16 protein-coding genes are annotated in these 14,525 nt (G+C 67.8%); 4 read left to right on the plus strand and 12 right to left on the minus strand.

What is annotated here, in order from left to right; genetic code table 11:
* Positions 1-197: 197 nt before the first annotated feature.
* The 3 genes from ACYQR9_RS19325 to ACYQR9_RS19335 are packed head-to-tail and all read left to right on the plus strand — an operon-like array spanning position 198 to position 2,821.
* Entirely contained in the window at positions 198-923 is a 726-nt protein-coding gene (locus ACYQR9_RS19325; RefSeq protein ID WP_461227743.1) for an NUDIX hydrolase, read from the plus strand.
* Positions 924-941: 18 nt separating this feature from the next.
* Positions 942-1,925: an SPFH domain-containing protein gene (locus ACYQR9_RS19330; protein ID WP_461227744.1), complete on the plus strand. Its 984-nt coding sequence runs from the start codon at positions 942-944 to the stop codon at positions 1,923-1,925.
* A 2-nt stretch (positions 1,926-1,927) separates the two neighbouring features.
* Positions 1,928-2,821, plus strand: coding sequence for an NAD(+)/NADH kinase (locus tag ACYQR9_RS19335; protein ID WP_461223042.1), 894 nt, complete (start codon positions 1,928-1,930; stop codon positions 2,819-2,821).
* Positions 2,822-3,465: 644 nt separating this feature from the next.
* Here the strand turns inward: ACYQR9_RS19335 and ACYQR9_RS19340 are convergent.
* From ACYQR9_RS19340 to ACYQR9_RS19380, 9 genes are all read right to left on the minus strand, one after another.
* The gene (locus tag ACYQR9_RS19340; protein ID WP_419953806.1) at positions 3,466-3,687 is read right to left on the minus strand and encodes a hypothetical protein; all 222 of its coding nucleotides are present in this window, start codon (positions 3,685-3,687) and stop codon (positions 3,466-3,468) included.
* A gap of 127 nt (positions 3,688-3,814) precedes the next feature.
* Positions 3,815-4,963, minus strand: coding sequence for a chromosome partitioning protein ParA (locus ACYQR9_RS19345; protein WP_461227745.1), 1,149 nt, complete (start codon positions 4,961-4,963; stop codon positions 3,815-3,817).
* 137 nt (positions 4,964-5,100) lie between these two features.
* Positions 5,101-5,592 carry a YidB family protein gene (locus tag ACYQR9_RS19350; RefSeq protein ID WP_056425030.1) on the minus strand — a complete coding sequence of 164 codons (492 nt, stop codon included), beginning with the start codon at positions 5,590-5,592 and terminating at the stop codon, positions 5,101-5,103.
* 154 nt (positions 5,593-5,746) lie between these two features.
* Positions 5,747-6,181 carry a BA14K family protein gene (locus ACYQR9_RS19355; protein ID WP_461227746.1) on the minus strand — a complete coding sequence of 145 codons (435 nt, stop codon included), beginning with the start codon at positions 6,179-6,181 and terminating at the stop codon, positions 5,747-5,749.
* Positions 6,182-6,359: 178 nt separating this feature from the next.
* Positions 6,360-6,797 carry a CsbD family protein gene (locus ACYQR9_RS19360; RefSeq protein WP_207411830.1) on the minus strand — a complete coding sequence of 146 codons (438 nt, stop codon included), beginning with the start codon at positions 6,795-6,797 and terminating at the stop codon, positions 6,360-6,362.
* Between the two features lie 85 nt (positions 6,798-6,882).
* Positions 6,883-7,086, minus strand: coding sequence for a CsbD family protein (locus ACYQR9_RS19365; protein WP_056429224.1), 204 nt, complete (start codon positions 7,084-7,086; stop codon positions 6,883-6,885).
* Positions 7,087-7,164: 78 nt separating this feature from the next.
* On the minus strand, positions 7,165-8,085 hold the full coding sequence (locus ACYQR9_RS19370) for a PhnA-like protein (RefSeq protein ID WP_461227747.1): 921 nt from the start codon (positions 8,083-8,085) through the stop codon (positions 7,165-7,167).
* Between the two features lie 222 nt (positions 8,086-8,307).
* On the minus strand, positions 8,308-8,811 hold the full coding sequence (locus ACYQR9_RS19375) for a CsbD family protein (RefSeq protein ID WP_461227748.1): 504 nt from the start codon (positions 8,809-8,811) through the stop codon (positions 8,308-8,310).
* A gap of 58 nt (positions 8,812-8,869) precedes the next feature.
* Positions 8,870-9,031 carry a CsbD family protein gene (locus ACYQR9_RS19380; protein ID WP_461223038.1) on the minus strand — a complete coding sequence of 54 codons (162 nt, stop codon included), beginning with the start codon at positions 9,029-9,031 and terminating at the stop codon, positions 8,870-8,872.
* 537 nt (positions 9,032-9,568) lie between these two features.
* Between ACYQR9_RS19380 and ACYQR9_RS19385 the strand changes: the two genes are divergently transcribed.
* Entirely contained in the window at positions 9,569-10,180 is a 612-nt protein-coding gene (locus ACYQR9_RS19385; RefSeq protein ID WP_461227749.1) for a sigma-70 family RNA polymerase sigma factor, read from the plus strand.
* A gap of 110 nt (positions 10,181-10,290) precedes the next feature.
* Here ACYQR9_RS19385 and ACYQR9_RS19390 read toward each other — a convergent pair whose 3' ends face one another.
* The 3 genes from ACYQR9_RS19390 to ACYQR9_RS19400 all read right to left on the minus strand — a co-directional run bounded on the left by ACYQR9_RS19390 (position 10,291) and on the right by ACYQR9_RS19400 (position 14,352).
* Positions 10,291-11,523 (minus strand): FAD-dependent monooxygenase, encoded by a 1,233-nt coding sequence (locus ACYQR9_RS19390; RefSeq protein ID WP_461227750.1) that lies wholly within the window; start codon positions 11,521-11,523, stop codon positions 10,291-10,293.
* Positions 11,524-11,653: 130 nt separating this feature from the next.
* The gene (locus tag ACYQR9_RS19395) at positions 11,654-14,161 is read right to left on the minus strand and encodes a PAS domain-containing protein (protein WP_461229844.1); all 2,508 of its coding nucleotides are present in this window, start codon (positions 14,159-14,161) and stop codon (positions 11,654-11,656) included.
* A complete protein-coding gene (locus tag ACYQR9_RS19400; RefSeq protein WP_056433188.1) occupies positions 14,161-14,352 on the minus strand; it encodes a type II toxin-antitoxin system ParD family antitoxin in 192 nt (63 codons plus the stop codon). Before ACYQR9_RS19400 ends, ACYQR9_RS19395 begins: the two co-directional genes overlap by 1 nt.
* Between the last annotated feature and the right edge of the window lie 173 nt (positions 14,353-14,525).

The following is a 14,525-nucleotide window of genomic DNA, read 5'->3' on the forward strand; positions in this document are numbered from 1 at the left end:
TCGGCTCGAAGACCGGCCATCGCCCCCCAGGCGATGGCCGGTTTTTTCGTGCCTGGGGCGACGGAAGCTCTGTGGCCGATTCCTTTTCCGGAAGCAGTCGCCGGACGAGGCCGGAACCCTGGACCCCGGCGACGCACCTCTTGCCTTATATTCTTGATGCATCTAACTAAGATGCATCGAGCATATAAGGCTATCCCGTGACCGAAGCCGAGTTCCTGGCGGAGTATGATCCCGCCGCCTACGAGCGCCCTGCCCTCGCCGTCGATCTCGTCCTGCTGGGACTGCGCGCGGGCCGGCTCGCGGCGCTGCTGCTGAAGCGGGCCCAGCTTCCGCATGCCGGCCGCTGGGCGCTGCCCGGCGGGTTCGTCGGCATCGACCAGACCCTCGACGCGGCGGCCCTGCATGTCCTGCAGGAGAAGGCCGGCATCGCCAGGGCGCATCTGGAGCAGCTCTACACATTCGGCGCCCTCGACCGCGATCCGCGGATGCGGATCATAAGCGTCGCCTATCTGGCTCTTCTGCCGGAGGCTGACTTCGCCGAGGCGCTGGAGCGCTCGGCGGCCCTCATGCCGGCCACCATCGCGGTGCCGTGGCAGGGCGAGACGGGCGGAGAGGTGACGGCCCTGTCGCCGAAGGGAGAGACGCTTCCCCTCGCCTTCGACCATGCCGCCATCCTGGCCATGGCGATCCTGCGGTTGCGCGGCAAGCTCGACTATTCGGATGTGGGCTTTGCCCTCCTGCCCGAGCACTTCACCCTGCGCCAGTTGCAGGACGGGCACGAGGCGGTGCTCGGCACCACGCTCAACAAGCCGGCTTTCCGACGCAGAATGCTCGACCGGGGCTGGCTGGCGCCGACCGGATTGCGTGAGGCCGGAACGTCGTTCCGGCCGGCCGAACTCTACCGATTTCAACCATCTCGCTGAACGCACAGGAGGATTTCCATGGCGACGATCCGCAATATCGGCCTGGTCGCGCAGCTGAGGAGCGAGGCGAGCAGCCACGTCATCCGCTACCGCAAGGGACGCATCCGGCAGAGCGGCCGGGGCCTCGTGTTCTGGTTCCGCCCCGAGACGTCGAGCATCGCCGAAGTGCCGATGGACGACCGCGAGATGACGTTGTTCGTGCGGGGCCGCAGCCAGGATTTCCAGGCCGTCGCCGTGCAGGGGACGATCGGCTGGCACGTGGTCGATCCCGAGCGGTTGGCGAACCGCATCGACTTCTCCATCGGCCTTCGCAACGGAAAGTTCCAGGGTGAGCCGATCGAGAAGATCGAGGCCCGCATCGCCGGCATCGCCAGTCAGGCGGTGCTGCAATATCTCGGTGGCAAGCCGGTGCGCGCCATCCTCGATGCCGGCCCCGAGCCCCTGCGCGGAGGATTGGAGACCGTTCTGGCGGCGGATCAGTCCCTCGCCGAGATCGGCGTCGCGGCGGTGTCGGTGCGGCTTACCAACCTCGCGCCGACGAGCGAGCTCGAACGCGCCCTGCAGACCCCGACCTTCGAAGCGCTTCAGCAGAAGGCCGACGAGGCGACCTTCTCCCGTCGTGCGCTGGCCGTGGAGAAGGAGCGCGCCATCGCCGAGAACGAGCTCGCCACGCGCACGGAACTGGCGCGCCGGGAGAAGCTCCTCATCTCCGAGGAGGCGGAGAACGCGCGAAGCCGCGCCGCCGGTCTCGCCGAGGCGCAAGGCGTCGAGGCGATGGCGGAAGCGGAGCGCATCCGCCTCGTCGAGGGGGCCAGGGTCCTGGCCGAGGCGCAGCGCGTCGCGATCTACCGCGACCTCCCGCCCGCGGTTCTGCTCGGCCTCGCCGCGCAGGAACTGGCGGGCAAACTCGACACGATCGAGCATGTCAGCGTGACGCCCGACCTCCTGGCCGCCGTGATGAGCGAGTTCCACAAGCCCCGTCCGATGGTGGAGGCGCGCTAACCATGGCCGCCCTCACCCACCGCGCGGTCTTCGTGATCCGCGAGACCGATTACGAGGCTCTGATCGCACGCCACGCCACCAGCGGCCAGGCGCGCTTCTTCCTCGAGAGCCGCGGGCAGAAACTCGAGGACGTGGTGGAGCGCCACGAGCGTTTCCACGCCGTGCTCGCCCAGGCGCGGGCCTCGGTTCCCGACGAGTGGCGCCAAGCCCTGGTCCGGCGGGCCGATCTCGACCGCTTCCTCTTCGCCCCCGACGACGTGATCGTCGCCGTGGGGCAGGATGGGCTGGTGGCGAATGTGGCGAAGTATCTCGGAGCGCAGCCCGTCATCGGCATCAACCCGGCGCCAGACCTCTATGACGGTATCCTCGCCCGCATCGCCGTCGAGCGGTTGGGCGCTCTCCTCCCCGCCAGCGTGAACGGTGCGGCGACGATCGAGCGTCGCACCATGGTCCGGGCAATCCTCGACCATGGCGAGACGCTGTTTGCCCTCAACGAGATCTTCGTCGGGCATCGCAGCCACCAATCCGCACGCTATCGGATCGAGACGGCGGACGAGGCCGAGGATCATTCCTCCAGCGGGCTCATCGTGGCCTCCGGGACCGGGATCACCGGATGGGCCCGCTCCATCGCCGAGGCGACGCATCTCACCATCCCGCTCGGAACCGAGGAGGCGGCGGTGGGCTATTGGGTGCGCGAGCCCTTCCCCAGCGTCGCCAGCACCACGCGGCTGCGCGCCGGCAAGCTGAAAGACGCCGGGCTCCTCATCACCTCGCGGATGAACGACGGCGGCGTCGTGTTCGCGGACGGTATCGAGCAGGATTTCCTGCCATTCGGATGGGGTTCCCAGGTCAGGCTCTCGCCGGCCGACCGCACCCTCAATCTCGCCGTCGGTTAGATAGTCACGGGGTTCCTGTTCCAGACTCAGCCGTGATTTTATTTCGTCACAAGATCAGTAGCCGTTGCCGCCATGATAGCCGTCATAGCCTATAGCCGGCGCGAAGCCATGTGACGCCGTCGATGGGCCGCCCCAGCTATAGCTTTGTCCCATCGGGTAGATGAGACTTTCGCTCAGAGGATGGGGCGCGACAGGAGAGCTTGACCGTAATGACTTTTGCGGAGGTTGTTCAGGATTGGCGCGCTTCCTGAAGATCGAGAGGACAGATGATACGCGACGCATGCATGCCTCCGACTTAAACTTGGAAGCAAGAAACAAGTTCGCGTCAATACCGTTCCTTCATCCGCCGATTATTCGATTATGGTCGTCGTTCGTGTTCGCGACAGGAACCTGCGGCGTTTCTACATGCCGCAGGCCATTCCGAAACATTGGTCGTCCCATCGCCCGCTACGAGCTTGCGAGCATGCTCGTCGATTGGACGATGACGACCACCAGCGTGACGAGGGCCGCGACGGCCACGGCATAGGTGATGGCCTTGGTGAACTTGGTCATGGATCCGATCCGTTTCTCTGTGTTTTTCGTGTCGCACGTCCCTGACGCCACTCTCACCGGGCAAGACGGGGCACGCGCTGTCGTCTTACGTGTCAGTCTTCGGCGTCGTCGGAGGAGCGGCCACGCGACCGCTCATAAGCCGCGATGGCGCTCGAGCATCCTTCCGAAAGGTTCGGGCGATTGCGCTTGAAGCAGGCTTTCACTTCAGGGCCGCCGGGCTTCATTCCCGCGCAGAGTCGCAGGTAATCGCCGCCGCAGCTCGCCCGCATGGCCTCCATTTCGGGGCCCTCCTGCGCCGCGGATGGCTGGGTCATGGCTAGAGCTCCGACGAGAGCGAGACCCGTCAGGGCTAAGATACGGATGGTCATGCTGCGATCTTCATAGGGGACAGGGCCGGATGGACGCCCCACGCAAGCAGTGCTCGCATGGGTCGTTGTTGCCTCAACGAGACGGCTGATTGGTGGCGGGTTGGCCGGGCGCCACGGCCGGCGGAGCGGCGAGCTGCTGGCGGGTCTCGGCGAGCTTCGCCTGGGCGGCGCTCAGATCCTGCCGGGCGGAGGCCAGGCGCTCGTCGATGGAGGCAGCCTCCTTGTTGCGGGTGGCCAGGGTCTCGGTGAGCGTGGCCAACTCTCCCTGCGCATCGGTCTGGCGCTTGCGCAGCGCGTCGAGGGCAGCGGTGCCGGCATCGCGGTCGGCGGAGAGCTTCTGCAAGGCCTGCTCGGCCTGACCACGCTCGGACACGACGCGGTCGCGTTGCGCCTGGACCTCGGCGAGGTCGTTGCGGACCGTCGCCAGGGCCTCGCGCGCCTGCTGGGCGTCGCGGTTGGCGAGACCGATCTCGGCAGTGAGCTTGTCCTTGCTGGCGCTCAATTCGCCGACGGCCTGATCGATTTCCGTGCGCTGCTTGGTGGTCTGCTCGGTCGCCGCACGCGCGTCAGCCAGTTCCTTCTGCGCGGCGGCGGCGGCCTCGCGGGCATTCTGCTGGCGCTCCTCGGCCTTGGCGAGGTCGGCCGTCTTGGCCGTCGCCTCCTGGGTCATGGTCGCGAGATCGGCGCGGAGCTTGGCCTCCTGCACGCGGGCGTCCTCGAGACGGCGACCGACCTCGGCGAGATCCCGGGCGCGGTCCACCGCCGATGTCTCCGCGGTGGTGATGGCCTCGCGCAACGGCGTCAGCTTTCCCTCGGCCTGCGTGACCTGGCTCTGCAGCTCGGTAAGCTTGCGGGCCTCTGCCTCGGCCGTCTTCTTTGCCTCGGCCGCCTTGGCCTCAGCCGCCTGCTGCTCCTGCGTCAGGGCCGCGGCGCGCGACGTCGCCTGCTCGGCGGCCTGGCTCGCCTGCTGGCCCTGCTGCTGGGCGGTGGCGATCTTGGCCTGGAGCGCATTCAGGGTTCCGGCGGTCGAGACCTGCCGCTCGAGATCGGCGCGGAGCGCAGTCTGCTGGCTCTGCAGGTCCTCGATCCGATGGTCCCGGGCACTGCGCTGGCGTGCGCCCGCGATGGAGGCGACGATGAGCCAGACCAGCAGGATCGCGGCCACGACAGCGAGGCTGAAGGGCAAGGGTCGGCGGAGTTCCGAGCGGTAGTCGATGGCCATGAGGGTCTCGCGGTGTCGGGGAAGGCGGTGGATCGAACCCCGGCGCGGCATCGCCCGGCGTCGTATGCGGCCGGCGCAGTCATGCGCCGGCCGCATCGTGGCATCGTGTCGGGCAGGTCTGGCCTGCAAGTCTGGCCTTAAGCCGGTTTGCGGCCGTCGGCGGCGTAGCGGTCGATGGCCGAGGGCAGCTCGCGCGAGAGGCGGGACAGGAGCGCGGCGCGGCTCAGCCCGGTCTGCTGGGTGAGGTGGTCGAGGGTGTCCGTGCCGATGGCACGTTCCAGATCTGCCTCGGGAATGTCGCGGTTGGCGCCCTGGTTGACCCAGGACGTCGCGGTCTCGCCATGACCGCCCTTGGTGAAGTGATCGACGAGTTCACTCAGGCCGCTGGCGATCAGCCCGCCCACGCCGGCCGTGCCGAGGCCGCCCAGAAGACTTCCGAGGCCGCCCGTGGAGCCGGTGTTCGCGCTGGTGTTGGGAATCGGCGGGACGGTGCCGTGGTTCGGGCTCAGGGACGGAGCCGACGGGGCATCGTGCCCCTTCAGCAGTTCGGCGAGCTTGTCGCGGTTCTGGTAGCCGGCCACGGCCAACAGGCCCAGCAACGCGGTCATCGAGGGATAGCCCTTGCTCATCTGTCGTCCTTGTCGGTGGGGAGTGGGGGGCGGAAGGCCGCCCGCGGAAATCCGGCCCGGCATGGGAGCCGAGCCGGCGTTGAAAGGAGTGCCGCGGGAGCCGGGGCGGAGCGACGCCGGCATTTTCCGGGCGTGTCCGGGCCCCATCGATGGATCAGGGGCAGGTGTGACGGTCGCCGTCGTTGCCGAGATAGGTTCCGCTGGCCGCGTCGTAAGAGCGGAAACGGCGGGCGCAGGCTGCGACGGCCTCGGCCGGGACCCCACGCGGGGCGGCCTGGGCCTGCGAGTTGGCGATGGCACCGCCGATGATGGCCCCCGCCGCAAGGCCTGCCACGCCTGCGCCGACGGCGGCGCCCACGCCGGGACCACGGCGGTAGCCGTAGCCACGACGATGGCCGTAGCCCCGGCCGTATCCACGCCCGCCACGCCAGCCGTGCCGATGACCGAAGCGACGGTGCTGCACGTACCCGGTCGGCAGGTCACCACGGACCAGCGCCTCGATCGGAGAGACGGTGGCCGGGGAGGCCTGGGCCGGAAGCCCGATCAGGGTTGCGGCCAAGGTGGCGGCGAGGGCGAAGGTCAGCTTCATCGTGAGGTGGTCTCCTGACGTACGATGGGGAAATGCCGAAACCGGATCAGTAGCCCCGACGGTTCGGCGGGGCGGCGGACCGGCCGCCGAAGCGGCGGCTGACATAGGCGATGACCTTCGGAAGCAGGAAGGCAGTCAGGAGCTTGCGGATCATGGGATGGTCTCCGAGGACGAGGGATCAACGCTTGGAACGGGACAGCCATCCGACCGCGAAAGCGACGGCGGCGAGGCCGAACACGGCGGAGGCTCGGTTGTTGTCGGCGTAGCGAACGGCCTGCCGGCCGTAGGTCGTGCCGCGCTTGCGGGCGTGACGCGCGAGGTCGCGCCCATCGGCAATGAGGTGTCCGGCCCGATCTCGCGCCTCGTCAACGAGGTGACGTCCGTCCTCGACGAGATTTCCGGCGCGATCCCGGATCTCATGGGCGATGTCTCGGCCATCCTGGGCCAAATCCTCGGCCCGGCCACGGGCCCGGCCGTAGGCGTATTGCGCACCGCCGGCCACCTGATTGACGGCGCCGCGCACCTGACGGGCGGGATCACCGGTGATCCCGCCGAGCGCGGTCTGGGCGCGGCCCGTGAGGTGGCGGGACGCGCCGCGGAACTGGTCGCCGTTCATGAGATACTCCCAGGTTCGAAATTGATGGAGGTGACGGGCCCCGGATCGGGTCGGGGCCCGCCCTTTCGGGTCAGCGTTTGTGAGGTCAGCGCTTGCCGGTGACCGTGTCGACCACCGAGGCGACGCCGTCCTTGGCCTCGCCGACGGTGCGCTGGGCCTCGCCCTTGAGTTCCTGGGCCTTGCCCTCGGCGACCAGCGTGTCGTTGCCCGTGACCTTGCCGGCCGCCTGCTTGACGTTGCCGGCGGCTTCGTTGGCGAGGCCCTTCAGCTTGTCCGTGGTGCTGCTCATGGGGATGCTCCTTCGGTTCGAGAATGAGGATCGTAGGGTGAGGTCCGGCCGGTCGCGGGTGACCGGCCGGGGATCGGCTCAGGCGCGGCGGGCGCCGTAGCTGTCGGCGAGGGTGTGGAGCTTCGGGGCGCCGAGGCGACCGCCGAAGAAGCCGGCGAGCGCGCCGAGGATCAGGGCGAGCGCGCCGTAGAAGGCGCCCTGGGTGGCGGCGGACTTGGTGGCCACGGCGGCAGCCTCAGCCTTCTGCTTGGCGGTGGCGACGGTCTCTTCGTACTGCTTGCGGTAGTCTTGGATCTGCGTCTTGGCCTGGTCGACCGGGATGCCCTGGGCCTTGGCCAACGCGTCGGCGGCGCGGTTCTCGGCCTGTGCCTTCTGGCTCGGATCACCCGTGAACAGGGCGCGGATCGCGGCGACGGCGGCGTCCTTGGCGGCCTGCGGGTCCTGGCCGGCGGCCTGGTTGCGGACGCTCTGCTCGATGCCGTCGAGCGGGTTGGTGATCTTCGACAGCGACGGGGCGGCGGCCTGGGCCGCGGTCTGCACGGTGCCGCCGACCAGCGAGCCGGCTCCGCCGAGCGTGCTGGTCACGCCGGAGAAGGCTCCGCCGATGAGGCCACCGGCCGCCGAGGTGAGGAGGTAGAGCACCACAAGGGTGGTCACCGCCCAGGAGACGAGGCCGTGCAGGCCGGCGGCGCCCGTGACGGGCTTGCCCGACAGACGCCCGGCGATGAAGCCGCCCGCCAGGGCGGCCACGATGCCCGAGACGATGAACCAGATGCCGGCGCTGAGCGACAGGGTCGAGGCGGCCGGGTTGTCGGCGGCCACCGGTCCGACGCTGGACAGGCCGATGCCGACGCCGACCATGTTGAGGATGACCTGGGTCACCAGGGCGGTGACGGCGCCGGCGAAGATCGCGCCCCACGACACCTGGTTCAGCAGGACGGTGCGGGTGTCGGCGGCGGCCGGGGTGGATGAGGTCGCAAGAAGGGGGGAAGTGGACACGATACTGGTACTCCGGGTCGTCGGTCGTCCGAGAAGCTCGGTCGTTCGGGGGTGGGTGAACTCATGGGTCCGACCGCGCGGTCACGGCGCGGTCGGGACGATCGATCGCGGCGCTAGAGCTGCGCCCGACCACGTTGGGTCGGGGCACATCTCCAGGCCTTTGTTTTGCCGCGCTCTTTTTCGCCGAACCGGCATCCACTTCGGCGGAGAGCGCTCTAAGCGTCAGTCGCGGCCGTGGATGAGGAGGCCGATTCCGTAGCCGAGGAGGCCGGCGACCAGCAGGGCGGCGACAGGGTGCTCGGCGATCTGGTTGCTGGCTTCGCGGCCGCCTTGGCGCAGATAATTGCCGCCGTTTTCGTAGGCGTCCTCGGCCCGGTCATAGGCCTCGCGGCCAGCGCTGCGGACGGAGCGCTCGGCGCGGTCGTAGGTGTCGGCAGCGGCGCCCTGCGCGCGGCGCGCGCGATCCTCGACGTCGTCGGACCCGATCAGGTTTCCGACCGTGTCGCGAACCTTGCCGCCGATGTCGCGGGCGGTATCGACCACTTGGTCGGCCGCGTCGCGCACGGTGTCCTTGGCCTGGCCATACAAGTTCTCGGCAGCACCCTGTGCCTCACGGGCACGGCTCTCCACCGAATCCCGCTTCGAACCAGTGAGGTCGCCCACCGTGCCCTGCACTTTGCCGCCGAGTTCCTTGGCGGCGCCCGTGATGCGATCCGCATCGACCATGATGTCTCTCCTGTTCTTGTCGTGAAGGATGTTCGTGAAGCGTGACGGTCCGCCGAAGCTACGACTTTGGGGTGGTCTTCGGTTTCACGTCGGGTTTCAGTAATTTCTGCTGAGATCTGCCATCGGCTTCGACTTCTGGATCTCCGACCAGTTTTCCGATGGCCTCTTTCACCGAGGCCTTGAGCTTGTCGGAAGCATCGGTCGTCTTTCGCGCGCTCACGGGATGCTCCAATGCCTCAGCGACTGACACACCCCTCAAGTGGCTCGTGCTCACTGCCGAGCAATGATGCAAATCTACTAGTAGAGTGATTTTTATTCGTCAGTTCAGAGCAAGGGGAAACTGTCGCTACGGCTCTGGACAACGTCTGCGGAATGCTCGTGCTCGTTGAGCTTCCGGCGGGCGGCCTCCGTGTGGCCGCCTGTCATGACGATCGAGACAAGACAGTCCTTGCGCCCGCCGACCCGCCGAAGCTCATGCCTGCCGCCGCCAACCACCTTCGACCGCCTTCCGTGCCGCCTGTATCAAGCCCGCCTCTAACAGGTGGGGGTGGCCGGCGGTTCCGATGTGTGAAAGCGAAAGACTGGTATATCTGGATCATTGACGTGAACGTGAGCGATCATCCAGAAGCGCGTACGTATTCTCAACCGTAGAAGCACGGCGACCTCCGGCCGCTATCCGGTACAAGGACGTATCTGCGGAATGTACGTCACCACAGAAGCTAAAGAATCTTCATATCCAGATGGCTCGAATCCCCCTGTGCAGGATGAGCTTGGACGAAGACTTGAAGAGCTCATTCCCAGAGCGGGCACGGTCGAGGCCGATACGCGGCTCGGTAGGGTTCTGCTCCGGCTCAGAGCCGCCCTGCTCGACGCGGAGGCGGAGCGGCAGGTCTCGAAGACGTTCGGCGACGGGGTGATCGCCCTCGTGCCACGCCTGCGCCGCTTCGCTCTCCCGCGCACCGGCAACATCGTGGAGGCCGACGACATGGTCCGGGCCACGCTGATGCGGGCCTGGGAACAGCGCTCCCGGTTCGCTGAGGGCACCAGCCTCGTGGCGTGGCTGTTCACGATCCTGCGCAATATCCACCACAACAAGCACAGGCGCGTGAGGCGCCGGATCTTGGATTTCGACGGTGCCGTCGCGGCCGAACACTCGGCGGCTGGCAACCAGCAGCAAGGGGCCGCCCATCTCGCATTGCAGACCGCCCTGGATGCCGTTCCCATGGAGGAGCGAGAGACTTTGTTGCTGGTGACGGTGGATGGACTCACGCATGAGGAGGCGGCCGCCGTGCTCGGGTGCCCCGTCGGCACCGTGAGGGTCCGGGTGAGCCAGGCGCGTTACCGCCTCACCCTTGCCCTGGGCCAATGACGACGATGTCCGCGCGCCTGCGCTGAGGGTGAGGAGTCGCCCGGCCGTTCGGTCCGGTGTCCGTCGCTCGGCTGGCCCTGTCGGATCCCGGCGCTATCGTCGCGCAGCGATCAAACTGTCCGAAGCGTGGAGGATGGCCCCTCGTCAGCCGTGGTCGGAGGGTCGTAACGCGACATGTCGGGTGCCTTCGGCGCATTCGAGAACAGTTTTCCCGCGATACGCCGTGTGATGGGCATGCTGGCGAACCGCAATGCACCGTGGAGGAGGCGGATGCCGAGGCGACTTTTCGGGTTCGCCAGTTTTGGGGCGATCTTCGGGACGCCCTGGCCCTGCTCGACCATCGGTCGCATCGCCCTCTCGTAGGCATCGAATCCTGAGCGAATATCGGCGGTCCGCGAGAGCTCGTGGGCCAGCACGAAGGCGCCGGTGATGGCGAGGGTGGTGCCGATGCCCGCGAGTGGCGTGGCGCACCAGGCCGCATCACCCACCAACGCGACGCAGCCCTTCGACCAGCGCGGCATCCGGACCTGGCGAAGGACGTCGAAGTAGAAATCCTCCGTCGTGTCCAGGCCGGCGAGGACACGTCCGGTCTGCCAGCCGGCACCGGCGAAGCGCTCCCGCAGGAACGCCTTCTGCTGGTCGCTGTCCCAGCTTTGCTCGTTCCCCGGCGGCTGCCGGAGGGACAGCATCGCCCGCGTGGTGCCGTTGCGGTCGGGTCGAAGCGAGACGCTCCGGCCACCGGTCGCGTTGTACCAGCGCCAGAGCCGGTCGTCGTCGGCGACGCGCGGGATGGTGAAATAGGCGATGACGAGATCCATCCAGCGCGGATCGTTCTCGCCGGGGAAGACGAGCTCGCGCGTCGCCGAACCGACACCCTCGGCGATGACGACGGCGTCGTAGCGCTCGGTGCGACCGTTCGCGAAGGTGACGGTCGCCGCCTCCCCGTCCTGGTCAATCCTGTCGATGCTGTCACCGAAGCGAAACCGTGCCGTGTCGCGCCCGGCCTCGTAGAGAAGGCGGGCGAGGTCCCCGCGCAGGATCTCCATCTCGGCCGTCGGTCCGTCGCCGCCGTCCCTGTCCACGAGGAATTGAGCGGCGATCCGGCCCTCGCCATCGACCCAAGCGGTTCCGGTTTCGCCCGTTCCGCGTTCGAGGGCGATCTGTTCCAGTCCCATCCGGCGCAGTACCTCACGGCCGACGCCGCGCACGTCGATGTTCTGGCCGCCGTCCCGGAAGGCGGGTGCCCGTTCGACCACGGTGACCTCGTTTCCGAGGTGGGCGAGCCACCATGCGAGGGTACAGCCGGCCACGCTGGCTCCGGTGACGAGGATGCGATGAGCCATGAAATATCCGGGGGCGTGGTGACGATGCGGGGCTGGATCTAGGTTCCGAGCACGGAAGCACCAGCGGGCGATCGATGTCAGGGGGAGGCTTCCCGACTTTGACGCCAGGAATTCGCGAATGCCGCTTCGATCAGCCGACGAGCGCGTTCATCCGCTTCGTCGTCAATTGCCTCAGGATGCGCCCGAGCTGTTCGGCCGAGTACGGCTTGTGCAGAAGCTCGAAACCCTCCGTTCCATCCTGCGCCAGGACGTGGCTGTAGCCTGAGGCGAGCAGTATCGGCAGGCTCGGCAGCTGCGCGCGCAATCGCTTGGCCAGGGCGATGCCGCCCATGCCAGGCATCACCACGTCCGAGAACACGGCGTCGAATCCGTTGCCCTCGCTCCCCAACAGCTCCAGGGCTTCCTCGGCATTGACGGCCCAGGTGGTGCGGTAGCCGAGGTCTTCGAGGATCTGCGTGGCGAAGCGGCCCACCTCGATATTGTCCTCGACCACCAGGACGCGCTGGCCCGCACCCATCGGGGAGCCCGGGGCCGGCTGCGGTATCTCGCGGTCCGCGCCGTTCTGCTCGATCACGATCTCGGGCAGGTAGAGCGTGAACGTCGTGCCGTGCCCGAGCCTGGTCGACACGTCGACATCGCCGCCCGACTGCTTGGCGAAACCGAACACCTGGCTGAGGCCGAGGCCGGTTCCTTTCCCCACCTCCTTGGTGGTGAAGAACGGCTCGAAGATGCGGCCCAACTGCTCAGGCGCGATTCCGGTACCCGTATCGGTGAGGGAGATCGCCGCGAAGGCTCCGAGGGCGACCGCATGCCCCCGGATCGGCGGCAGCTTTCCGCGGCGCACCAGATTCAGGGTCAGGGTCCCCTCCCCGTCCATCGCATCGCGGGCATTCACCGCCATGTTGACGAGGGCGGTCTCGAACTGGCTCAGGTCCGCCTTCACGAAGCAGGGCTCGTCGGGCGTTTCCACCGTCAGGCGAATGCGGGCCCCCGTCACGGTGTCGATCATCTCGGAGACGGCGCGCAGGCGCTCGCCGACCTCGAACACTTCGGGCTTGAGGGCCTGGCGGCGGGCGAAGGCGAGGAGCTGCCCGGTCAGCTTCGCGGCGCGGTCGACCGTATCGGACACGGCATCGAGGTAGCGCCGCTTGCGCTCCTCGGGCAGCTCCGGCCGGCGCAGGAAATCGACGGAGGAGCGGATGATGGTGAGAAGGTTGTTGAAATCGTGCGCCACGCCCCCGGTCAGCTGCCCGACGGCCTCCATCTTCTGCGATTGGCGCAACGCTTCCTGCGTGTCGGCGAGTGCGGTCTCGGCGCGTAGCCGCTCCGAGATATCCTTGGCGTAGTGGAACGCCCCGACGATGTGTCCCACTTCGTCGCGCAAGGGCGAGTAGGACACCTCCCAATAGGGCTTCGCCAGGTCGGGGTCGCCGAATTCCTCGGTGACGGTGAATGTCTCGCCCCGGAGCGCGCGCTCCATCAACCCGCGCATGACCGGGGCTTGGTCCGGCGGGAACAGGTCGGGGAACACCTCGCCGACCTGCACGCGGTGGGCGAAGATGCGGAAGAACTCGTCGCTATGGGCCTGATTGAAGGCGATGAGCCGGTACGCGGTGTCGAAGGCGCAGATGGGCGCGGCGCTCGATTGGAGGATGTCGCGCGACAGACGAAGCTCCGCCGTCCGCTCCGCGACCTGCCGCTCCAGGTCGTCGTTCAGGGCTTGCAGGGCTTCCGCCCCGGCTTGCCGCGCGGTCTCGGCCCGGTAGCGCTCGGTGATGTCGCGGGAGATGCCGACGAGCTTGAGGGCACCGCCCTCGTCGGGCTGGAAGGGTGCGAAGCTCACCTCCCACCAGCGGAGGTCGCCATCGGCCGTCTGGGCCTGCCCCTCGATGCGTGAGACCTCTCCGGCGGCCGCCCGCCGGACGGCATCGCGCAGCTTGGCGCGCTCGCCTTCCGGCCAGAGCCCGGCATATTCCTTTCCCACCACGTCCTGAAGCGATCCGATCTGGTTCAGTTCGAGCCCCCGCGCGCTCATGAACTCCAGCGTGCCGTCGGCGGAGAGCACCTTCACGCAATCCGGGCTCGCCCTGAGGATGCCTCTGACGAAGGCGTCGCTGCGCCGGAGCGCCTCCCGGTCGGCGAGGCGCCTATGCGCGTCGAGATGGAAGCCGATGAGGTCGGCGAACATCCTGAACATGCCGACTGTCTCCGGCGTGTTCAGTCGGGCCGGACGAGGGTCGATGGCGCAGAGCGTGCCGAAGAAGCTGCCGTCCGGCAGGGTGATGGGCATCGAGATGTAGCTCTGGAAGCCGTACATCTCCGGGGTCGGATGCGCCTGGAACGCCGGGTCCTCGGACACGTGGTCGATGACCACTCCCGTCCCGGACGAGCGGATCGCGTCGCAGATCGTGGTGGCGACCGGTAGCTCGCCGCCCGGCGCCAGACCGAAGGCGATGTCGTCCTTGACACTGCAGGCGACCCAGCGGTCGTCCGTCACCCTGGCGATGGCGGCGAAGCCCATGCCCGTCGTCCGACAGACTACGTTCAGGATCGTCGGAACCGCGGCGATGCCCTCGACCGCAATGATATCCGCCTGGAAGTCGTGCGGGGCGGACGGAGTGGCAATCGAGGCGGTCATCATCTGTCCGCCGCTTTTGCGGAGCTATGGCCGCGGGAGCGAGGCACCGCGTGGTCACGCTCGATCAGAAGGCGAAGACCGGCGCGGACGACTTCGCTGGCATTTGCGTAATGCCCACTCGCGACCTGACCCTTGATGTAGCTCTCCAGCTCATGGGTCAGGGCGATGTTGCGGGTCGGCGTGCTCGACATGACCGAACGGTGTCACAGGGCCATGAAGCTGTCAAAAGTTAGCAACTGTACCGGTCGAGGGGGCAGCGGCAGCGGTTCAATCAGCTCTGATCCCGCAGGCATCCGGGAGCGTGCCGAACCGGCCGTTCGGCCACATCCGGTGCATCCCGATCCGTTCAGCGCAGGGGCTGGAA

The sequence above is a fragment of the Methylobacterium sp. CM6241 genome (genome assembly GCF_054817845.1).

Excerpts from the sequence above, each read along its gene's own strand:
- ACYQR9_RS19330 (WP_461227744.1), top strand. The coding sequence starts at position 942 with ATGGCGACGATCCGCAATATCGGCCTGGTCGCGCAGCTGAGGAGCGAG.
- ACYQR9_RS19335 (WP_461223042.1), top strand. The coding sequence starts at position 1,928 with ATGGCCGCCCTCACCCACCGCGCGGTCTTCGTGATCCGCGAGACCGAT.
- ACYQR9_RS19340 (WP_419953806.1), bottom strand. The coding sequence starts at position 3,687 with ATGACCCAGCCATCCGCGGCGCAGGAGGGCCCCGAAATGGAGGCCATG.
- ACYQR9_RS19345 (WP_461227745.1), bottom strand. The coding sequence starts at position 4,963 with ATGGCCATCGACTACCGCTCGGAACTCCGCCGACCCTTGCCCTTCAGC.
- ACYQR9_RS19350 (WP_056425030.1), bottom strand. The coding sequence starts at position 5,592 with ATGAGCAAGGGCTATCCCTCGATGACCGCGTTGCTGGGCCTGTTGGCC.
- ACYQR9_RS19355 (WP_461227746.1), bottom strand. The coding sequence starts at position 6,181 with ATGAAGCTGACCTTCGCCCTCGCCGCCACCTTGGCCGCAACCCTGATC.
- ACYQR9_RS19360 (WP_207411830.1), bottom strand. The coding sequence starts at position 6,797 with ATGAACGGCGACCAGTTCCGCGGCGCGTCCCGCCACCTCACGGGCCGC.
- ACYQR9_RS19365 (WP_056429224.1), bottom strand. The coding sequence starts at position 7,086 with ATGAGCAGCACCACGGACAAGCTGAAGGGCCTCGCCAACGAAGCCGCC.
- ACYQR9_RS19375 (WP_461227748.1), bottom strand. The coding sequence starts at position 8,811 with ATGGTCGATGCGGATCGCATCACGGGCGCCGCCAAGGAACTCGGCGGC.
- ACYQR9_RS19390 (WP_461227750.1), bottom strand. The coding sequence starts at position 11,523 with ATGGCTCATCGCATCCTCGTCACCGGAGCCAGCGTGGCCGGCTGTACC.
- ACYQR9_RS19395 (WP_461229844.1), bottom strand. The coding sequence starts at position 14,161 with ATGACCGCCTCGATTGCCACTCCGTCCGCCCCGCACGACTTCCAGGCG.
- ACYQR9_RS19400 (WP_056433188.1), bottom strand. The coding sequence starts at position 14,352 with ATGTCGAGCACGCCGACCCGCAACATCGCCCTGACCCATGAGCTGGAG.